This window comes from Bradyrhizobium forestalis (genome assembly GCF_002795245.1).
GTDB classification, from domain to species: Bacteria; Pseudomonadota; Alphaproteobacteria; order Rhizobiales; family Xanthobacteraceae; genus Bradyrhizobium; species Bradyrhizobium forestalis.
The window spans coordinates 59,673-78,106 of sequence record NZ_PGVG01000036.1; the positions used below are offsets into that span (position 1 = coordinate 59,673).

Consider the following 18,434-nt stretch of genomic DNA (forward strand, 5'->3'; position numbering starts at 1 on the left):
GGCGCTTAGCTGAAGCGCCTCACGCTTGCGAGCTCCTTGTCCCGGGATTGGCGCAGCCGCGCGAAAATCCTCAACGTCGGGTCTGCCTCCAAAATACCGAATCGCTTGCCCGATGCCGCCTGCGGAGCCCGCACTTCGACCGCGGCGGGGCCGAAGGGCGCGATGGCTGAGAGCATCGATCTGAGACATCGGCCAGCCTTGCGCTATCCGAGCTTGTGTGAGCCAGGTAGGCGGGATCGGCGCCACTCTCTTTTTCATCTTTTCTCCTCCGGCGACGCTTGCGCTTTGGTACTTTGCGGGACTCCGGCTTGCGGAGTCGCACAAAGAGACCCATAGCAATCCTTCTGACCCTTGTAGTTGGCCAGCGTTTGGACCAATACCGACATAACCTGCTGTTTCAGTTCGTCCGGGATCGGTGCGGGGCTGTCCAGCGACTTCAGCGTCACCTCGATCAACTCGATTGCGCGATCCTTGTTGCCGCTCTCGTAGTAGTACTGAGCGACCGCCGGATAGGACAGGAACTTAAGGGTCTCGCCGCGTTGCGGAGGATTCACTGCTAGAATGTGTTCGGATAACTCATTTCCCATCGCGAAGCGCTCGGCCTGTGGCAAATGAGAGTTGTCATTCGCCGGATCAAAGAGTTGGCGCATCGCCCCAGCCATCCACAGCGCGGATTTTTTGTTGATCGCGTCACGAACCAACTGGCGCATCACAGGCAGGCCGGCCTGCAAGTCGTGCATTTTGTGAAGCAACAGATCTGCACGGAGCACGCGAAAGTTCACGTCATCCGGCAGAACAGCAACGGCTTCTTCGACCACCGAAAGCGCCTTCGCCCAATCCTGCGCCTCCATCGCCGGCGTCAGTTTGGCGAAGATCGGCATTGTGCGTTCGCCCTTGGCGATCCGCTCTGCATCGGCGGCTTTCGCTTCATCGCTGACGCGCCAACTCCCGGTCAGAATCTTCGGCAAAACGTCTTCGAGTTGCGTCGGGGAACCGATAAAGGCGATGTGGCCGTCGCGGTCGACGACGAACGAGGTGGGAATCCCAATAGAAAAGCTGGAATCCATCCAAAGCTTGTCCATTTCGCGTGTGTAGTCGAACCCGACCCGATAGTTGAGATTCGGCAACTTTTCGGTCAACCATGCGTCCAACTTGCTTGCGGCCTCGTCCGCTGTTTGAGCGCGTTCACGAGCGGCTATTCCGATGACCTCAACTCCGCTATCTCTGTATTTCTCTTGCAGCTGTACCAGACCGGAGAGCGCCGCCACACACGGTGCGCACCAAGTTGCCCAAAATTCGACGATGTACACTTTCCCTGGCTGGAAGCTCGTGAGGGGCTGCCCACGCAGCCAGTTCTCCACCTTGATCGGAGGAGCAGGGGATTCTAAGCCCAGCGCCATGTTACTCTCCAAAGTTATTGTCAGAGGTTGCGCGACGTTTTGCGCTAGCTGATCTCTGATCGCGACCGCGAGGGGTGGTGCCTTGGTGTAGACGGGCTGCTCAGCCTGATCCGCAGCGATTGCCGGTGTCGCCGCGCTAAGCACGACGACACACAAACTCACAAGCAACAAGCTCTTCCTCTCACAAGCGGGCCACATCAGTTCAAGGAAAGTGAGCATCGCTGGTCTCGCGTTTGGTGCGCTCAGCGCCTGCAGTACTGCTGCACTTAGTTGCAACGTCCGTGCCAGAATCGTCTGCGCGCATTAACGCCCAATTGCGCATGAATAGCTCAATAGCACTTCACTGCGACCAGTGTGTTGAATCCGCCGCGCTTTGTGCCGCTGTCCGAATTTGAACAAGAATGCGCACTTCGCGCCGCCAGAAAGCTGATTTGATGTTGTGAGCCGCCGAACGGAAACTTGGTAATCGCTGTCCCCTAGCAGACAGGATTAGAGGCGAGCGACGATTTAGATCGGACTCGAGCCAAAGCCCCGTGGACCGTGGATACGTGTTCTGGTCGATGACGATGGAACCATTCGCCGGGCACTGCAGACGGTGCTGCGGATCGGGGAGGCTTTGAAACTGTCAATGCTTGCCATCGCGCTAGCGGTTCCTGCACCACAAACTGATACTTCGATTACTTTGCTGTCCAGCCGGGTTTACCAGGGATCCGTGATGCCCTATCGATTTCGAAAACCGTTGCCCCCGTATCGAAACAGATGCCGCCGATCGCCTCGATGGAGCTAAGGCTTTACTCCAGGTTCTGACCAGGAGGCCGGCTGGACCCAGCCGCTGGCGGCGCGCATCACTTCCTCGCTGGCATGAAACTCTTTGCGCAAGCAGGGGACCTTGGACCAATTGGCTACAGCTGGATGACAGGTCTCCAATAAGCAGATGGCGGCCCCTGCAATATGTCGTCGGTCTGCGCAGCTAAACACTGTGGACCTAAACAGCGTCGCCGAGGTCGATTGACAACGGACGACGGGCCGCAGCGAGCGAGCCTTGGCGCTGCTTTCTTAAGAGGGGCGCCGCGCAATTGTCGTCGTGCTCCTGAAAGCGTTTCGAGTCCTGTTGATCGTTCGATTTGGACAAGAGAATTCACGCGTCTGCGCGGCACCCAACGCACGAAGCGCCGAGGGTATTGCTCCGCTGGTGAGGCGCGGCCGCGAAACGCGCCGTCGTCTTCGGCGATGCGACGCAAGGCACCGCAACCTGCGATCATTTCATTCAACAAACCCGAATATCCGTCCTGTTCGCAATTTTGCAAACGAGTAGAAGCCGTCAACAATCCTGCCTCAGACTTCAGCTGCTCCGATTGTCTCTCATTACGGCTCGAGGCCTTGTCCGTCTCTCCGAAGCCGAGGCCATGACGGCGCGAGCCGCCGAGCTACGCGAACAAGGCGCGGACGTGATCACACTCGGTCAGGGCGAACCCGATTTCGAAGCCTCACTTGCTGCCTGCGAGGCCGGCAGCTGCTCAATCCACATCGGCCGACGAAAAGCACCGCGCTCGTAAGGAGCAGACAGCTGCGCCGGCCAGTCAGCGAGACTTCAGTCGCGATCACGGGCTCAATTCCAGTATCGATCAGACCATGTTTTTTGCGGCGCGAAGCAGGTCGTTTTCAACGCGACGTTTGCAAGTCTCGAGACTGGAGCAACGGCGGCTCGGAGGCCGACGCAATGACCGGCTGGTGCGTTCTGTATGGCGTAGGGCCTTTGGCTCTGGTCGAGGCCATCAATCTCGTCCAGAGTCGAACCTTTTCCCAAAGGAGCTCGATCGCGCAATATGCAGCTGTCGAGGCACTATCTGGCCTCCGGGGTTCATCTGAGGCAATTCGCGCGCGTTTCCGCAACGCTGTCGCTGCAATCTCGATGGTTTGGGCCGGCTCATTCTTGCGGCTGCACTCCATTTCGTTGAATGGAGGGCCATCGGCTCCCTCTCAGCGAGCATCCTTGCCTTTGGCTCGATGCCGTCCGCGCAGGTGGGCAGCGAAATCGAACGGCTGCCGAGCCAGCGGAACGGCTGAACTCCGGTCAGCGCCCGCAACATCTGCGCCGCCGCAAATTGATAGAGGGTCGACATACCAGCGCCTGTGCGGGCCGGCAAGTAGCGTCGAGGAACGATTCGATGACACTCATCGAATAATTCGATCCCCCCCAATTTGCTGACGTTTTTATGTAGGTTATAGCCTGTGGTTTGATCGCCATCGAAATGGCTGCTTTCGCGCATGAGAGCTCGTGCGCTTGTGGCTTACAATGTGCGCCGGATCCGCGTCCAGCGCGGTATTCCGCAAGAGCAATTGGCCTATGATGCAGGTGTTGATCGCTCCTACATGAGCCGTCTCGAGCGCCAACAGGCGAACCCGACAATCGATCTTCTCGATCGCCTTGCCGAGACGCTCGACGTTGCTGTCTCCGAGCTGTTTGTTCGGCCATCCAAGGGTGCGCCGCCACCCGCGACCTTACCTAAAGGTCGCAAGCCGAGGCCGACACGCCGCAAAAGGACCTAGCCGCCCTGACAGCACCGAGCCGTTGACGCCGATCCTGTGCGGTGACCAAGCATTATGCGCTCCCACGCCGATTTTGTGCTCAGCCGACCCTTCATATGCGGGAATCCCGCTATGGACATCGAATAATGTGATGGATGTTCATTCTGGCGCCGGAGCAGACAATGGCGGCTCAAGACGATGAAGTTCCTTTAAATGCCATCCGCGCTTTTGTGACCGTCGCACGCGAAGGCAGCGTCACGCGCGCCGCCAGCAGCCTGGGAACGACGCAGAGCTCGGTCAGCCGCTATTTGTCCGTCCTGCGGGACTATCTTGGTGCGGATCTCATTGAGCGGCGTGGGCGGCGCAGTGATTTGACCGAGTTCGGAAGGTTATTCGCTAACGCAGTCTCTGAACCACTCGAGACAGTCGGCTTCACCGCCAAGAGAATGCGGCGGCGGGCGGCCGCAGGCACCAATCGGATTGTCGTTCGCACATCACTATCGACTTTTGCTTTCTCTATTCTGATTCCAAATCTGCAAGCGTTCTCTTCTGAAGCGGGCGGCGTCATCGTGGACGTCGTGAGCTCGCTCTCGCCGCCGACATCTTCGGATGATTTCGACATTTTGATTACACGCGACCTGTCCGTCATCGAACCCGCCGACAGTTGGGAGATCTACAATGAGGAGCTGGTATGCGTCGGGCCGCCAAATCTGGTCGCGGGCAGAGAGCTCTCGATCGTCCGCTCAACCCCGATACTGAACATCACATCACGCCCCGACATCCTGCCCACATGGCTGAGGGCCATGAACCTGTCCTCAAACGACATACGAGCGGGCGCGCGCTATGATCACAACTATCTTGCTCTGCCGGCAGTCATGACAGGAAAATGCCTTCTTGTCGCACCAGAAATCATCGTCAGTGATCTGGTGCGAGGCGGCGCTTTGCAAGTCATCCCCGGCTCGCGCGCTCCAAGTGGCATGCAATATCGCGCCTATGCTGTGGATAGAAGCGAGCATCCCGAGATCGCTCGCTCTTTTTGCCGGTGGGTGGCTCGGCTTTGCAAGAAGGCTGCACTTTCGCAGGCTGCCTGACGCCTAGCAGGCGCCCCACAGTCCGGTACAGCTCGGGACCCATGCATTGCCCGTTATTCAAGTCGAGAGCGCTCAACTCGAGAAAACAATCCGAGCAGAGTCGTCGAACCCTTACGAAGATTGCGCCTGTCTGTTGCAGCTATCTAGACACCAGCGTGATAGATCGGAACGCAAAGATCTCATCCTATCCGCGATAGTGCCATGCCAGAATTGGCTGCACAGAACGGAGGTGTGCCATTGATCGCCCAAGAGCTCATGAACTGTCGTTCCTGCGTCTGCTCTTGTGAAGGAATGCGCGGCAGCGAAGGCGCATGAGGCGCCGCCCCAGTTTAACAAGTCGAATGGTTCGGCTGCGCAAATCGTCTGTTTTCCAGCCCCGCTCGGCAATACGACGGCTTCCAAACAGGCCTTGCGCGATTTGGCGATAGCTATTTCCTTCCTGCCATCCATCCAGTGCGCGCAGCGCCAAGATCAGCCGCCGCTGCTTCAAAGCCGGCAAAGCAAGAGGAGGCGTGCCGAGCGGCCGATGCTCAAGCGCGAGATAAAATCGACCTGCGGCCTGCAAGCGAAGCTCTAAATTCGCATCGAGCGGCAGATCGAGGATGACAGCAGACCCACCCACGGGAAGCTTGCTCAGGAAAAGGCGATGGTTCGCGCCGCCGAGCGGCACGATCGCATGCCATCCGTCCGGCGCGCGACGCACCTCGCTGCCCGGCAGATTGGCGACGTCCAGCTGGTAGCTCTTAGGCGCCATACGGTTGGCCGCCCGCACAGGCAGTACGGTCGACAGCACCTCGGGCGCCCAGAAGACTGCTTGCTTGTCGAAAGCCTCTTGCGGATCAGCTGGAAAACGAGAGCCCCCACTTCCGGCGGAACTGGCCCGCCGCTGCGCTTGAACGTTCGCGGCGAGATAACCGCCTATAATCCTCTTGGTAGTCGCGATCTCGGCGCAGCCACTCCCAGGCCAGGTCAGCCGCTTCTGCGCTTTTGAGGCCGCTGTATGCTTCCTCAGATCTCCAGTCAGTATTCGGCATCTCTCCATTTCCCGCATGATTCACACGCGGTGAACTGCAGCCCATGATTGTGGCGCTTTACGGTTGCATGCCAACCGTGCGCTCGCTTTGCGTGCACTTAATCGATGCCACGATCATCTTTTGCGATTGCCAGGAGTTCTGCCGATCTTGGGATCCACACTGTTCATTCCTTGGGCCAACCACCTCGGAGCAGATTACGATACCCGTGGCTCGCTAGCCACTTGGCCCGAGCCAGATGACTTTCGAAGGTGCGGCGCGCACGATCCGGTTCAAGGGTCGTGTCAAGCCCCAGCACAATGCGCGCGATTTCGCGCCAATCTGCCTTGTCAGCGTCGGCATCGAGAAGTCGCATATAGGTGATAGCGTGCTCCTTGTCATATGACGTGAGCTCGTGCGCGCTGGGCGCCAAATCTGCGATCTTTGGACCGGCCGGCACTCCCTGAAGCTCCTAGCAAGTTGAAAAATCTATCGAAATCGGAGCAACGATAACGGACTTCGGGCCATTTTGGTACCGCTCCAATCGTCGCGGTCCCAAGCTATTTTTGCCCTCGTCGTAACTACGAGCGCATATCGGCTCACGATGAGCTGGTGACTCCAATCTGGGCATTTGCTCTTTGCTCGGCGCGGGTTCTACTCGCAGTCCATACCGCGACCGATCGCGGATTTGCACAGCTTAGGCCGTCTTTGCTCTTCACCCTCCCGGAACGGAATGGACACCTGGCGTTTTTCCGCACGCTGGGGAAAGACCGCGGCCTAAAGGTAGCCAAGTGGGAAAGAACTCGTTCACTTTTCGAGCTCCAGCTGACGGCCGCCCTATTTGGTCGCGGCCCCCGGAAAAAGCCGCGTTCCCTCTGAGCGACATTTTGCTCTCCCGCCAGTAGCGAGCTCTCGCGCAGTGAGCGCGCCTGTGATGGGTTGATGGCATTCGAAAACGACAAACTCCACGACATCTCCCGTCTCACGGTGGCCTGCCCTCTAGAAGTCCGTGTCAGGAGAGCCAAGTGCTTGGGTGTGAGCTTATCGTAATACTGTGGCTATAACCAGTGGTTTCATAATCGTCGGAATGGCTGCCTTTGCGCATGAACGCTCGTGCGCTTGTGGCCTGGAATGTGCGCCGGATCCGCGTAGAGCGCGGCATTCCGCAAGAGCAATTGGCCTATGATGCCGGGATCGACCGCTCATATATGGGGCGCATTGAGCAGAAGAAAGAGAACCCGACCATTGATCTTTTGGACCGTATCGCCGCGACTTTGGGTATTCACTTCTCCGAATTGTTCGCTGAGCCGGCCAAGGGTTCGACACCTCCCAAGCCGATGTCTAGAGGACGTAAGCCGGCCCGCCAGTGCCGAAATACGAAGTAGCTATTCCAGAGAGCCATGCTTGTAGCTAACCACGGGCGCAGACGAGCCGGAGCGGCCTGGCGTGCCCGCTTCTACTCGGCGGCGGCGATTCTGAACCTCCGGCTCGAGCTATGCCGGTTCCGGTTAAACAGCGCGCAGCGCGATTTGCCTCCAAGTAGCCCGAAGCATGGCTTATGCTGCTCGCGTAGACTGATTGTGTGGCCGCTTGAGGCCGAGGTTTTCTCTAAGAGTCCGCCCGGAGCTTCCCGACCTAAACTTACCGCGTCGGCGCAATTCGGGAACGACGAGCTCCACGAAATCTTTGAGCCCGCTCGGAACGATCGGGGGAATGAGGTTGAATCCATCGCCCGCATATTGATCGAAGGTATTGATCATGATGTCGGCTATCTCATTAGGCGTCCCTACCGCCATTAGATGTCCGCGCGAATCCGATATCAAGCGGATCAGCTGCCTCCAGGTCATTCCTTGGCGTGCAGCTACCTCGAGGAGCACCTTCTGGCGGCTCTGAATGAACTTCGTCTCCGGCAAAGTGGCCGGAACTAACGAGTCCAAATCGACGGCACGCAGGTCGGTGACGAACCCCAGCCACCGATCTGCCGTCTCCGTCATGACGTCTGTATGTGTATAGGACTGCAGTTTCTTAAGCTTATCGGAGGCCTCCTGCTTGGTCCTCCCAACAATCGGGACAATGCCCGGCATCACCAATATCTGATCGTCTTCGCGCCCAAGCCCGCGAGCCTTCTCCTTTAGATCTGCATAGTACTGTTTACCGCTTTCAAGCAAAGGCTGGGCGGTGAATACAACTTCGGCGAATTCTGCAGCGAATCTGACTCCGGCCTCGGATGAGCCGGCCTGAACCAGTACAGGGTACCCTTGGGGCGGCCGTGCGATATTCAGTGGGCCTCTGACCGAGAAATAGGTCCCACGGTGATTGAGGACGTGCAGTTTCGTCGTGTCGGCGAAGATCCCACTTTGCTTGTCACGAATGAAAGCGTCGTCTTCCCATGTATCCCAAAGCCCCTTCATGACGCCTACGAACTCTCTAGCTCGCTCATATCGCGCGTCATGCTCTGGAATTTCTTCATCGCCAAAATTCGCCCCTTCGAACTTATTTCCGGAGGTCACGATATTCCAAGCGGCACGTCCGTGCGAGAGGTGGTCAAGTGAAGCAATCATACGTGCAAGATGATAAGGCTGGTGATATGTCGTGGTCGCTGTTGCAACAAAGCCGATATTGTTTGCTTTTGATGAAAGGGCCGACAACAGGGTGATCGGCTCAAACGTATCGTTTCGGCCCGCACGCGCTATGTCTGCATGATCTCGTTCGACGACACTTGGGCTGTCTGGAAGAAACACGAAGTGAAATGCCGCGCCTTCGGCAAGTGCCGTAAGGTGTGCATAATGCTCGATATCGACTCCGCCCGTCTTCGGCACGCTCGGATCGCGCCAAGCTCCCTCGATATACCCCGCCTGTAGGACGTATAGTCCGAGCGCCATTTCACCACTGCGCGCCATGCCGTACTCCCCTTCTCAAAAATATCTCGTGTTCAAGCGAACGACCAAACTGTTGAGAAACACTCTTCGCACCTAAAGAACACAAGTGAAGTCCTTTGCTCCAGAGCACTTGAGACCAACATGTGCCACTCAGTGCATAGAACGAAGGCCGTCCGAGAAACAGGCTGCGAGTGTCGCGCCGTGCCTTCGATCCAAGCCCATGGCGGCGGCCGCACGATTGATATTACATACCGAGCTCGCCTCTCCAGCGACGCTAGAACCTATATGTGACATGCTCAGCTATTCAGATCAATGACGAGCGCTGGTAGTTGACTTACATCCAAGCCGACCGGATGGACGCTGGCACGAAGGCGGGCGTTTGTCTTCTTTAACCGTCGGTCTGTCTTCCAGGTGACACTGTGTCATGAGTGGACGTCGCGAATCACGCAAATGCGTAGCGCGCGCGTGGTGCATCAATGGGTCATTGATCTAAATGCGAGTGCAACTGCGCCGCCGTCACACAATCGAGACTTCTTCATCGCAATGCAGGAAGGCAACAGCGAAACACGCAACGTCACATAGTGTGAGATAGAAGGTCTCCTACCGAGATGGGCCGACGTGCGTTGCTACTCCTGCGCCGTCAAGGGCAATGACGAGTCCATCGTTCGCTGCGAGCGTCCACGCCTAAACATGGGCTATTAGGTCGAAGGCTCTCGAGAGCACCGTCCTTTCAGCTCTACTTCGGAGAGCATTCTCGTGCCGATGATGCCCTTGCTGGCGAGCTCTGCAATTTCGACCTCGCCGAGCCCGAGCAAGTCTGCCAGGATTTCGTTGTTATGTTCTCCTAGGGTAGGCGCCGCTCGACGAATTGAGTGGGGCCCTGCGTCTTCGCGAATCGGAATTGACGGCTGCAGGTGCGTCCCGATGAACGAACGTTCGATCTCTTGGAAAAATCCACGCGACCTTAGGTGCCAATCTTGCAGCAGGTCAATTGGAAGGCGGACCACTCCGGCCGCAACCCTGGCGCCCTGCAGCTCTGCCATTACCTGATCTGCATCACGCCTGCGCGTCCAGGCTTCGATGGCTCCCTCGATTGTATCCTCGATCGAACGGCGACGTTCCGCGAGCTTCAGCGAGGAGTCAGCAGCCCAGTCTGATCGGCCGATCACGCTCGCAAGCCTCTGCCACATACCCGCATCGGTGGCAGCCACGGCGATCCAGCAGTCTTCTCCGGCACACCGGAACAAGCCGTGCGGCACAAACTGAGGATGCCGATTGCCGTACCTTGTCGACGTACCACAAAGTGATTGGATAATGATCCATGGAGCAGCAAGCGGCATCATGCATTCGATCTGCGCGAGATCGATAAACTGCCCCTGCCCAGTCTCGCGCGCGTGAATTAGTGCAACAAGAACTGCAGCGCAGCCATTCAGACCACCTATAGCATCCCCGAACGCAACGTGGCTCATTACCGGCGGCCCATTGGCACTTCCGACCACGCTGGGCAACCCCGAGCCCTGCTCCAGAGTCGAGCCGTATGCCCGGCAATCGCGAAAAGCGCTGTTCTTGCCAAAGGCTGACATCGACATCACCACGAGGCGCGGGTTGAACATTCTCAACACGTCGTAACCAAGCCCAAGCTTTGGCAGCACATCGACCGAATAATTGTCGACAACAATATCGGCGCCCGCTATCAGGCGCTTAGCAAGGGTGAGGCCCTCGGGTCTGGTCAGATCGAGCGTGATGGCGCGCTTATTGCGATTCATCATGCAGAAGCGCAGCGTCTTCTCGTACATCTGACGGTTTACGTAACCCGGCCGGCGATCGACACCGCGCCACCAGTCCGGGTACTGGATCGCCTCGATTTTGATCACGTCCGCACCGAGGTCGGCAAGGGTCCGCGTACACAATGGGCCAGCCCAGCCCATGGAAAAGTCGATGACGCGAGTTCCCAGCAAAGGCTGTTCGGCCGGGCTGCCGGAATCGAAGACTAGCGACGCTCCACTGGTGGGCTTCGGTCTGCTATTCGTGAAAGCCTGCCGCTCGCCGGGACACGGAACCCTTCCACCCCGGCGTGGCGGTGTCAATGTCAGCCGCTGCATCGAGCCCGCTGTGAGCGCGCTTTCCTTGCCGAGCAGAATGGGCACGATTGCACCACGCTCGATCTTCTCTTTATCCTGGAGAAGATCGGACATCTCTGGCACCGGTACAATCGGGATCTTGCGCTTTAGTCCCTCGGCAAACCACTGCTGCGCGGTCCGCTTCCTAAGCCTTGGGATGAGCAGTCGTTCGATCTGCTCCATATGGTTCAGACGGTCGGCGCCGAGGACCAGAGCTGGATCATCACGCAATCGAGGAAGGCCGAGCATGTCGCAGAACGCACGCCACTGGGGCGGGGTTATTGTCGTGACGCCGAGCCAGCCTTTTTTTGTTTCATAGATGCCGACTGGAAAGTTTGGCCAGAAGCGATTGATGCCGATCCGGCGCATCATGTCGCCGCGCTGAAATGCTTCAAATAGCTGATACTCGCTAAGCGTGATACACGCTTCGAAGATACTGAGCGAGTACGATCGACCTGCTCTATTCTGCATTCGCGCAACCACTGACGAGGCAGCAGCGATAAAGCCCCATAAACCCGCCAGGATACCGGTCTGGAAATCCGGCGCGTGCAAAGGAGGCCCTTCGACTGGCCCAACCAGCTTGATGAGACCGGCAAGGGCGCGAACGGTCGTGTCGCTCGCAGCAAATTCGGCATAGGGCCCCTCGCGGCCGAACCAGCTCGCCTCGAGGTAGATTAGCCTTGGCTGTCGTTGTCGGATTGCGGCGACATCAATGGGCGGGCAGCTGGCACCATCGATATCGCGGCCATCGATCAGAATGTCGCAATCGTCAATCAAGAGTGTGACCCGCTTGACCGCCTCTGGGTCCGCCGGATCGATGACAATACTTGATTTGTTGAAGTTCAGGAACGCGAACCACGCGCTTTGGCCACCTGGAGTCAGCGGAACGCTGGAACGAAGTGGATCGCCGGCCGGGGGCTCGACCTTCCAAACCTCGGCACCAAAATCGGCAAACAGCCGCGCACAATAGCTCGTTGCAGCTGAGCTACCAATCTCGAGGACCCGCAGCTGCGACAATGCCTCGCTGGAAGGTTGCGCTTTTTCAGCCATAAGGATGCTCCGGAGCTTCTCCGCCTGCCGACAATCGCTACACCCCTCAGGAGGGCCTGATACAGGCGCTTTCCACGCAAAGGTAGTGATGCACGGGCTGCACCACGCATGTTTCCGATGTCACCTGCTTGCCTTGCGCTGAGCCTCAACGCACCTGCTGCTAGCAGAAAGTTCCGGAGATCCAGCAAGGACCGTGCCGGTCTGGATTGGATTCGAGCAAAGTCCGGCTCGGCGTGACAAGGGACGGGATCGCTTTAATCGGACAGCTGGTCCTGGCCAGCGAAAGCGCTACTACAGGCGTATACGTCCTGCGAGGCAGCGGACTTGATCCGCCTGGCCTGGTCTCGTACTTCGACGCGGACAAGTGCGGGGCGCCTATTCACGCCCGAGACATCGGCGCAGAATGAAGCGCTCTCACCCGAGTTCGCTTACTTTCTTCGCAACTTGCTCCGCAAATTGCAAATGCCTACGGACCTGGAGACACGCGACCTGCAGGTTTTGCAACCTCAGCTCCTCCCGAGCCCGCCTCGCCGGGTCAGACTTGTATGCGGGCGCAGGTGTGGCGCATTCCGTCTGATATAGCGCAAAATGCCGGAACCCCGACATGTTCACCATCCGGTGTCATCCTTCTCTTCTAATCGGAAGAGCGCTGATTCGGTGCAGCAGCAGTACGTTTTTCTGTTGACGCGTCCTTGGAATTGCAAGCGACCGACCTGCGGCCTTTCTTCTTCGGCCTCCGCTCAAGCACGCAATTTTCAGCAGCCTCGATCGCAGCGCCTCCGGTCCTCAGCGATCTTGAAATGCGTCGCACGGCCGCCCTGCGATTTGAACTCTCGAGCACTGCTAGGTCGTCGCTTGCACGTTCGCCGAACGACTTAGTCGGCTGATCCCAGTCGACCGAAGCTGGTTGATACCAGACGAGTGCGTCAAACGACAAAGAACGACAAAAGCCCTCGGTTAGGCGCCGAATTCGCCCCCCGTGATGTCGATCGTCGCTCCAGTAATAAAGCCCGCCATCGGCGAGGCCAAAAAGGAGGTGAGGTGTGCTACCTCCTCGGCCGTTCCGAAACGACCGATTGGAATACGGCTGAGGGCGGAGCGATTGACCGCGGCCTCTGCTGGCCCAGTGAGCTCACTGAGAATCCGCCCCGGGGCAATACAGTTGACGGTAACTCCATGTGGCGCGAGATCCCGTGCAGCAGCCCGGGTTAACCCGATCAGTCCCGCTTTCGACGCAGCGTAATGCGGACCGGCGATGAGCGGCACGGCACGGCCCGCGAGCGAGCCGATATTGATGATGCGTCCATAGCGCTTTGCAATCATGGATGGCGCGAGGAGACGTATGAGGGAGAACGGACCGCTGAGATTTACATCGATGACGCGCGCCCATTCCTCTCGCGACATTTGCGAAAGCCACGGTACCTCCTGGTCTACACGCTTTGGCGAGATGCCCGCATTGTTCACCAGAACAGTAATTTCACCCCAACGTCTGCGGATCTGGTCAACAAATCGCTCCACCTCATTTTGCTGAGTGACGTCGACCACCCCCGCACCAAGCCGATCTTCTGGAGCTCTAAGGCTCTCCAGCGCACGCTGCACGTGGTTCGCCTTTGTCGCCACAAAGGCCACTCGATAGCCATCGTTCAAGAACCGACGTACGATCTCAAGTCCGATCCCGCGTGCTCCTCCGGTGACGAGTGCAGAGGACGGATCACTTTCAGTCGTCTTCGGTCTTCCCATTGGCATTGTTGCGCCGATCATAGCGAGTGTACTTGGAACCGGTCGGTGAGCCGCTGGGACCTTCACAGTGGAACAAGGTGTCCCACGGCAAACGCTCGGCCGCAGAATTCTCCAGTTGCGGCTGTTCTGCTCTGGGCTAGGGATCGTTCTCACTGCGCCACAGGCGCTGGTGCCTTGTCGGGCTCAATCATGGCCTCAGGCACTTTCTCCAGAATACACCCACACAGCCGTTCTATGTCGTCAACCTCATGATCGGCCGTAATGCACACCCGAATGCCTGACTTTCCTTGTGCCACGGTCGGAAAGAAAATCACAGAGGTATAAAAGCCTGCATCGAGGAGTTCTCGGGCGAGTGCAATCGCCTTCGCTTCCGATCCAACAGCAACCATTCTGATTGGAAGCGAATTGCCTTGCTCGGGAGTTTCGACGCGACGATCAAAGACCTTGATGCGTTGTGACAGCCGCATCTGCCGTTCGGCAAGCTCTGCCGATCGATGTATCTTGCAAGAGGCAAGCGCGGCGCCAACCGCTGCCAAGTTGGGGGCGACCGAAAATGCATAAGGGATCGCGTATCGCCGGAACAATGCTTCCTGCTCGGCCGTTCCCAGCATCAACATGCCCCCCGAAGCGCCGAAGCCCTTGGCCAGCGAGGCTGCTATGATTGTACGGTCCCCCAACATTTCGGGGAATTGAGTGCGTGCAAACCCTTCGCCCTGGCGCCCAAACAGCGAAATGCCGTGAGCATCGTCAATGTAAAGAAAGAGTCCATAACGCTCCTGGAGCTCACGAAGCTCCTTGATGGGCGCGGTTCCTCCCATCGAATAGACGCCGTCGCATACATAGGCAACTACTCTCTGTTCGCGGCACAGGCGTTCCAGAGCGTCAATATCATTGTGTTCGATCGTTTCCACTGCCGTTTCATCGGCAACCACCGGCTTATGATATGCGAGCGACACATGCGCGATGCGATCGAACACGACAAGTGGCTTTTTGCCTTCCGTCAGAAGGCCAGAAGCAAGAATGGGCATCGCCCCCAGATTGGCGAGCATGACCGTTGAAAACGCGATAACCCGCGCACTGAACATCTCCGACAGAGCTGCTTCGAGCTCAGCCAGAAGATCGAAATTAAGCCGTGTTCGTGCGCATGACCAGTGCAGCGATCCATGCGCCTCGATGGCGTCGATCGCGGCAGCCACGATTGTCGGATGATTATCCAGCCCCAAATACGAACACCGCACGAAATCAATGACCTGCGGTCGGCCGCCGAGTGGACCGACGCCTAACGCAAAGGCGCGTCCAATCGTTGAACGTCCTTGTACAGCCATGAGACCGGCGCTGTGAGCTGCATCAAAATATGGCCTGCTCTTGTTGATCATATAAGCGGTGTTGCGAAAGTGTTCGCTCGGACGACCATGATCCGAAGCGGCGCGCTGCTGTCCCATTCCGTTCTCCATTCCATCTGTCAAGCGGCTGATTGGCACCACGCACGGCCTGACGAATTCGGCGCGAGTCTACTTATCTTGAGGAACAGCCTGATCGGCTTTTATTCGCGCAAACGAACTAACACCATGTCTTTCGCGTTGACAGCTACTAGATCAAATGGGCGGTACATTATGACGAGCGCAGGTTTGGGCGATGTCCTGTCGACCTCGCCTCCACAGTTCCGCGCTACACTTTGGCTACCTTCGACGAAGATCTGCGGATCAATCTTCGACCGGCCTCACTGGTAACCAGCGCCTTCAATGACAGCTCCAAAGCCGTTTGAAAACGGGGATGTCCGCAATAGTAAGCCGGCGCTCTTGCGAGTGCTGACAAGCGCCACATCCATCGTCTTGCAGTTCCAGTCTTTGAGAATCATGCACCGAACCGATCGCAAACCGCGATCGGCGGGGTGACACAAGCGGCGTTGCGGGCTTATGCTGCATCGCGTCCGATCGAGCTGAGGCGGCCTCTCCGCATTCAATTTCATATGCTCGCCCGCCCTGCTCGCGCAAATTCCATTACGATCACACCAAACCCAAGACCTCGATTAGGTCAAACGCCGCCCTAGAGAGTTTGTTGTCACGTTTGTGCCACTATCACGTCCAGCAAGCTCGATGACTGTCGAGAAAGCCTGAGAAGACTTCGACCACGAGTTCCGCGTCGGTGCGATTCATCGGCGTTGAGATCGAGGCGGCACCTCCATGAGGCAGAATGATGCCGTTCTCTGCAAAGAAGTTCACGAGCTGCTTCATCGATTTCGATGCGTTCGGCGTTGGATATGCTTCACGATTATCGTTCGGTTCTTGGGACATCGGATGAACGCGAAAGAGTGAAGCGGCTCCCGTGACGCAGAACGGCGCTCCGCTTTTTGAGATAGCTCGCGCAATCCCATTCCGGACAATGTTCCCAAGGTCTTCAAGGTGTGCGAGGGCCGCATGGTCTAAATGCCGCATCGCTGCAAGTCCGGCCGTTATGGAGAGAGGATTGGCGGAAAATGTACCGCCTTGAGGGAGCAGTGGTCGACCGGCCGAGGCATCAAATACTTCCATGACCTCGTGCCGACCACCGATTGCTCCAATCGGCAGGCCGCCCCCGATGATCTTCCCCATCGTGATGAGGTCCGGAACGAGACCATACAGGGCCGACGCTCCCTCGAAGCTCTGCCTAAGATTCAGCACCTCGTCAGCAATTACCAGGACGCCGTTCATACGAGCGGTCTCTTGGACTGCCGCCATGAAATCCGGTTTTGGTGGAATTAGTCCCGCGCGGCTTGGCATTGGATCTATGATGACAGCGGCAAGATCCCTACCGTGCAAAGATAGCAATCGGCGCGCGGCATCGGCGTCATTGAACCGCATCACAATGACTTCATCCAGCACGCTCGCGGGCATTCCACGATAGGACGGCGTCGACCTGGGACCACTCGGACTGCCCCAATTGTCCGGCGTCGCTGCAAGACTTACCTCGGCCCAATCGTAGGCGCCATGATATGCCCCTTCCAGCTTTGCGATCTTCGAACGACCTGTGAACGCCCGAGCGGCCTTGATCGCAAAAAGCACCGCTTCAGTGCCGGTATTGACGAAGCGAACACGCTCAACGCGCGGAATGCGTTCGCAAAGCAGTTCAGCGAGGGCGATCTCCGTTTCTGTCGGATATGCGAAGCAAGTTCCTAGATGCAGCTGATGGGCTAACGCCTCCACCACTGGTTCAAACGCATGCCCGTGGATCAGCGTCGTAAAATTTGCGTTCAGGTCGAGAAACTGATTACCATCGACATCGATAAGATAGCTGCCGTTTCCGCGCGCGACATAGCGAGGAACCGGGTCCCGCTCGATACTTGCTCGTGACGTTCCATCAGGGAATACGAGTAGCGCGCGCGCAAACCTCTCCTTAGATCCTCGTCCAACCATTGAAGCTCCCATTCTACCATGCAGCGGTCGCCGTCGTGCTCTGCTTTGTGTGATCGCTGGCGCAGGTTATCCGGTCGCTAACCGTCCTTGATGTCGGCGCGATTGCCTGTGAGCCTGTTGTCTCAAGAAGCCCATATTCTTCTTGCGACATTGAACGTCTGCTCGACCGGTCGGCGCACTTTGGTCACACAGCGGCCAGCTAGCTAGATGGCTTGCCTTTCGGCACTTGGCGAGGGATCTCGCGGAGAGGCGCTCAATTCATTCTTCTCATGATGATAGACAAGTCGTTGCAGTTCCTCCGAGGTCAACCAAACAAGCAAATCGTCGTCCATGATGTTCTCTTCAACGAGATGCAGCACCGACCCACCTTCCTCGTAGTGCGCATGTCCGTATTGCGCCAGAACACCTTTGGACAGCAGCCAGCGCTCTGCCAGTCCGACCACGAAGTCCGGCTTCCACATCGCGAACGAAATACCACGTAAAACTGCAGCCATGATCTCAGGCATGCCCTGCCCTCTGAAATCTTTGCGTAACCAAAAATCCCCGTGATAAGCGACCTTTCCAGTAATCTCCCTCGCCGTCGGTGCGGTACACCTGCAGCGATCTTGAGGATGAGCATGCATTGCAGGGTCGGCATAGAACGCCCTCAAGGACTCAAGATTCGATGCAAAGTTGCTATCCTGCAGATCGTACAACCGCGCGGCCTCCACCAATGCCACATCGTTATGCTTGTCGAGACCTATCATCCAATAACCCTGCCCCGGCTTGATCGGCGATCGATCTGGCCGGAAATTTGGGTATGTCCGCTTCTTAGTCGGAAGAGCACTCGTAATGGTGACATACTTATCAAAATCGAATCCGACCGAAAGCTTGATGCCTTTCTGCGCAGCTAGATCATCATATATCCGAATAAAGCGTGAGACGTTCAGTATGTTGACTACGCTTTTCATGGCTGCGCTTGTCCTGTCCTGTTGAGCCATATCAATGGCTACACGGAACCGTCAGCGTACAGCGTCGGCCGCGAACCGCGCTACTACCTACTTCGGTTGGCGACGATGGATTCTTGCGGCTGCTAATCCACTCAATTGGACAAGCAGTATCCCTCCATTGAGTGCCGCCTTGTTTGACGAACGCGATCGCTGCAGGTCCTAGGGGTAATCCTAGGAGAAGCGCTATGACGATTTCGAGGGCGGAGGTGATCACATCGGTAGAGCGGCGGCGCC

14 protein-coding genes are annotated in these 18,434 nt (G+C 57.5%); 3 read left to right on the forward strand and 11 right to left on the reverse strand.

Going from position 1 to position 18,434, the window contains the following annotated elements:
• Positions 1 to 254: 254 nt before the first annotated feature.
• Entirely contained in the window at positions 255 to 1,400 is a 1,146-nt protein-coding gene (locus CVM73_RS30755) for a TlpA disulfide reductase family protein (protein WP_100235547.1), read from the reverse strand.
• 1,775 nt (positions 1,401 to 3,175) lie between these two features.
• A complete protein-coding gene (locus CVM73_RS39410) occupies positions 3,176 to 3,670 on the reverse strand; it encodes a hypothetical protein (RefSeq protein WP_146006679.1) in 495 nt (164 codons plus the stop codon).
• Here CVM73_RS39410 and CVM73_RS30760 point away from each other — a divergent pair.
• Both CVM73_RS30760 and CVM73_RS30765 read left to right on the forward strand, forming a co-directional pair.
• Entirely contained in the window at positions 3,669 to 3,950 is a 282-nt protein-coding gene (locus CVM73_RS30760) for a helix-turn-helix domain-containing protein (RefSeq protein ID WP_100235533.1), read from the forward strand. The two genes, CVM73_RS39410 and CVM73_RS30760, sit on opposite strands and share 2 nt — an antisense overlap.
• Positions 3,951 to 4,111: 161 nt before the next feature.
• Positions 4,112 to 5,020, forward strand: a complete 909-nt coding sequence (locus CVM73_RS30765) for a LysR family transcriptional regulator (RefSeq protein WP_167407151.1) — start codon at positions 4,112 to 4,114, stop codon at positions 5,018 to 5,020.
• Between the two features lie 253 nt (positions 5,021 to 5,273).
• Here the strand turns inward: CVM73_RS30765 and CVM73_RS30770 are convergent, their stop codons facing one another.
• The 3 genes from CVM73_RS30770 to CVM73_RS30775 form a co-directional block, all read right to left on the reverse strand.
• Positions 5,274 to 5,813 (reverse strand): DUF2285 domain-containing protein, encoded by a 540-nt coding sequence (locus CVM73_RS30770; RefSeq protein WP_100235548.1) that lies wholly within the window; start codon positions 5,811 to 5,813, stop codon positions 5,274 to 5,276.
• Positions 5,814 to 5,859: 46 nt separating this feature from the next.
• Positions 5,860 to 6,099 (reverse strand): transcriptional regulator domain-containing protein, encoded by a 240-nt coding sequence (locus CVM73_RS41835; protein WP_430641324.1) that lies wholly within the window; start codon positions 6,097 to 6,099, stop codon positions 5,860 to 5,862.
• A gap of 118 nt (positions 6,100 to 6,217) precedes the next feature.
• Positions 6,218 to 6,490 (reverse strand): DNA -binding domain-containing protein, encoded by a 273-nt coding sequence (locus CVM73_RS30775; protein ID WP_100235535.1) that lies wholly within the window; start codon positions 6,488 to 6,490, stop codon positions 6,218 to 6,220.
• Positions 6,491 to 7,133: 643 nt separating this feature from the next.
• Between CVM73_RS30775 and CVM73_RS30780 the strand changes: the two genes are divergently transcribed.
• The gene (locus CVM73_RS30780; RefSeq protein ID WP_100235536.1) at positions 7,134 to 7,415 is read left to right on the forward strand and encodes a helix-turn-helix domain-containing protein; all 282 of its coding nucleotides are present in this window, start codon (positions 7,134 to 7,136) and stop codon (positions 7,413 to 7,415) included.
• A gap of 171 nt (positions 7,416 to 7,586) precedes the next feature.
• Here CVM73_RS30780 and CVM73_RS30785 read toward each other — a convergent pair whose 3' ends face one another.
• The 6 genes from CVM73_RS30785 to CVM73_RS30815 form a co-directional block, all read right to left on the reverse strand.
• Positions 7,587 to 8,930, reverse strand: a complete 1,344-nt coding sequence (locus CVM73_RS30785; protein WP_100235537.1) for an LLM class flavin-dependent oxidoreductase — start codon at positions 8,928 to 8,930, stop codon at positions 7,587 to 7,589.
• 677 nt (positions 8,931 to 9,607) lie between these two features.
• Positions 9,608 to 12,079 (reverse strand): CaiB/BaiF CoA transferase family protein, encoded by a 2,472-nt coding sequence (locus CVM73_RS30790; protein WP_100235538.1) that lies wholly within the window; start codon positions 12,077 to 12,079, stop codon positions 9,608 to 9,610.
• Between the two features lie 957 nt (positions 12,080 to 13,036).
• Positions 13,037 to 13,840: an SDR family NAD(P)-dependent oxidoreductase gene (locus CVM73_RS30800; RefSeq protein WP_347338473.1), complete on the reverse strand. Its 804-nt coding sequence runs from the start codon at positions 13,838 to 13,840 to the stop codon at positions 13,037 to 13,039.
• A gap of 128 nt (positions 13,841 to 13,968) precedes the next feature.
• Positions 13,969 to 15,261 carry an 8-amino-7-oxononanoate synthase family protein gene (locus CVM73_RS30805; RefSeq protein ID WP_245452471.1) on the reverse strand — a complete coding sequence of 431 codons (1,293 nt, stop codon included), beginning with the start codon at positions 15,259 to 15,261 and terminating at the stop codon, positions 13,969 to 13,971.
• A gap of 636 nt (positions 15,262 to 15,897) precedes the next feature.
• Positions 15,898 to 17,211, reverse strand: coding sequence for an aspartate aminotransferase family protein (locus CVM73_RS30810; RefSeq protein WP_245452472.1), 1,314 nt, complete (start codon positions 17,209 to 17,211; stop codon positions 15,898 to 15,900).
• Between the two features lie 203 nt (positions 17,212 to 17,414).
• Positions 17,415 to 18,161 (reverse strand): hypothetical protein, encoded by a 747-nt coding sequence (locus CVM73_RS30815; protein WP_146006680.1) that lies wholly within the window; start codon positions 18,159 to 18,161, stop codon positions 17,415 to 17,417.
• Positions 18,162 to 18,434: the final 273 nt, after the last annotated feature.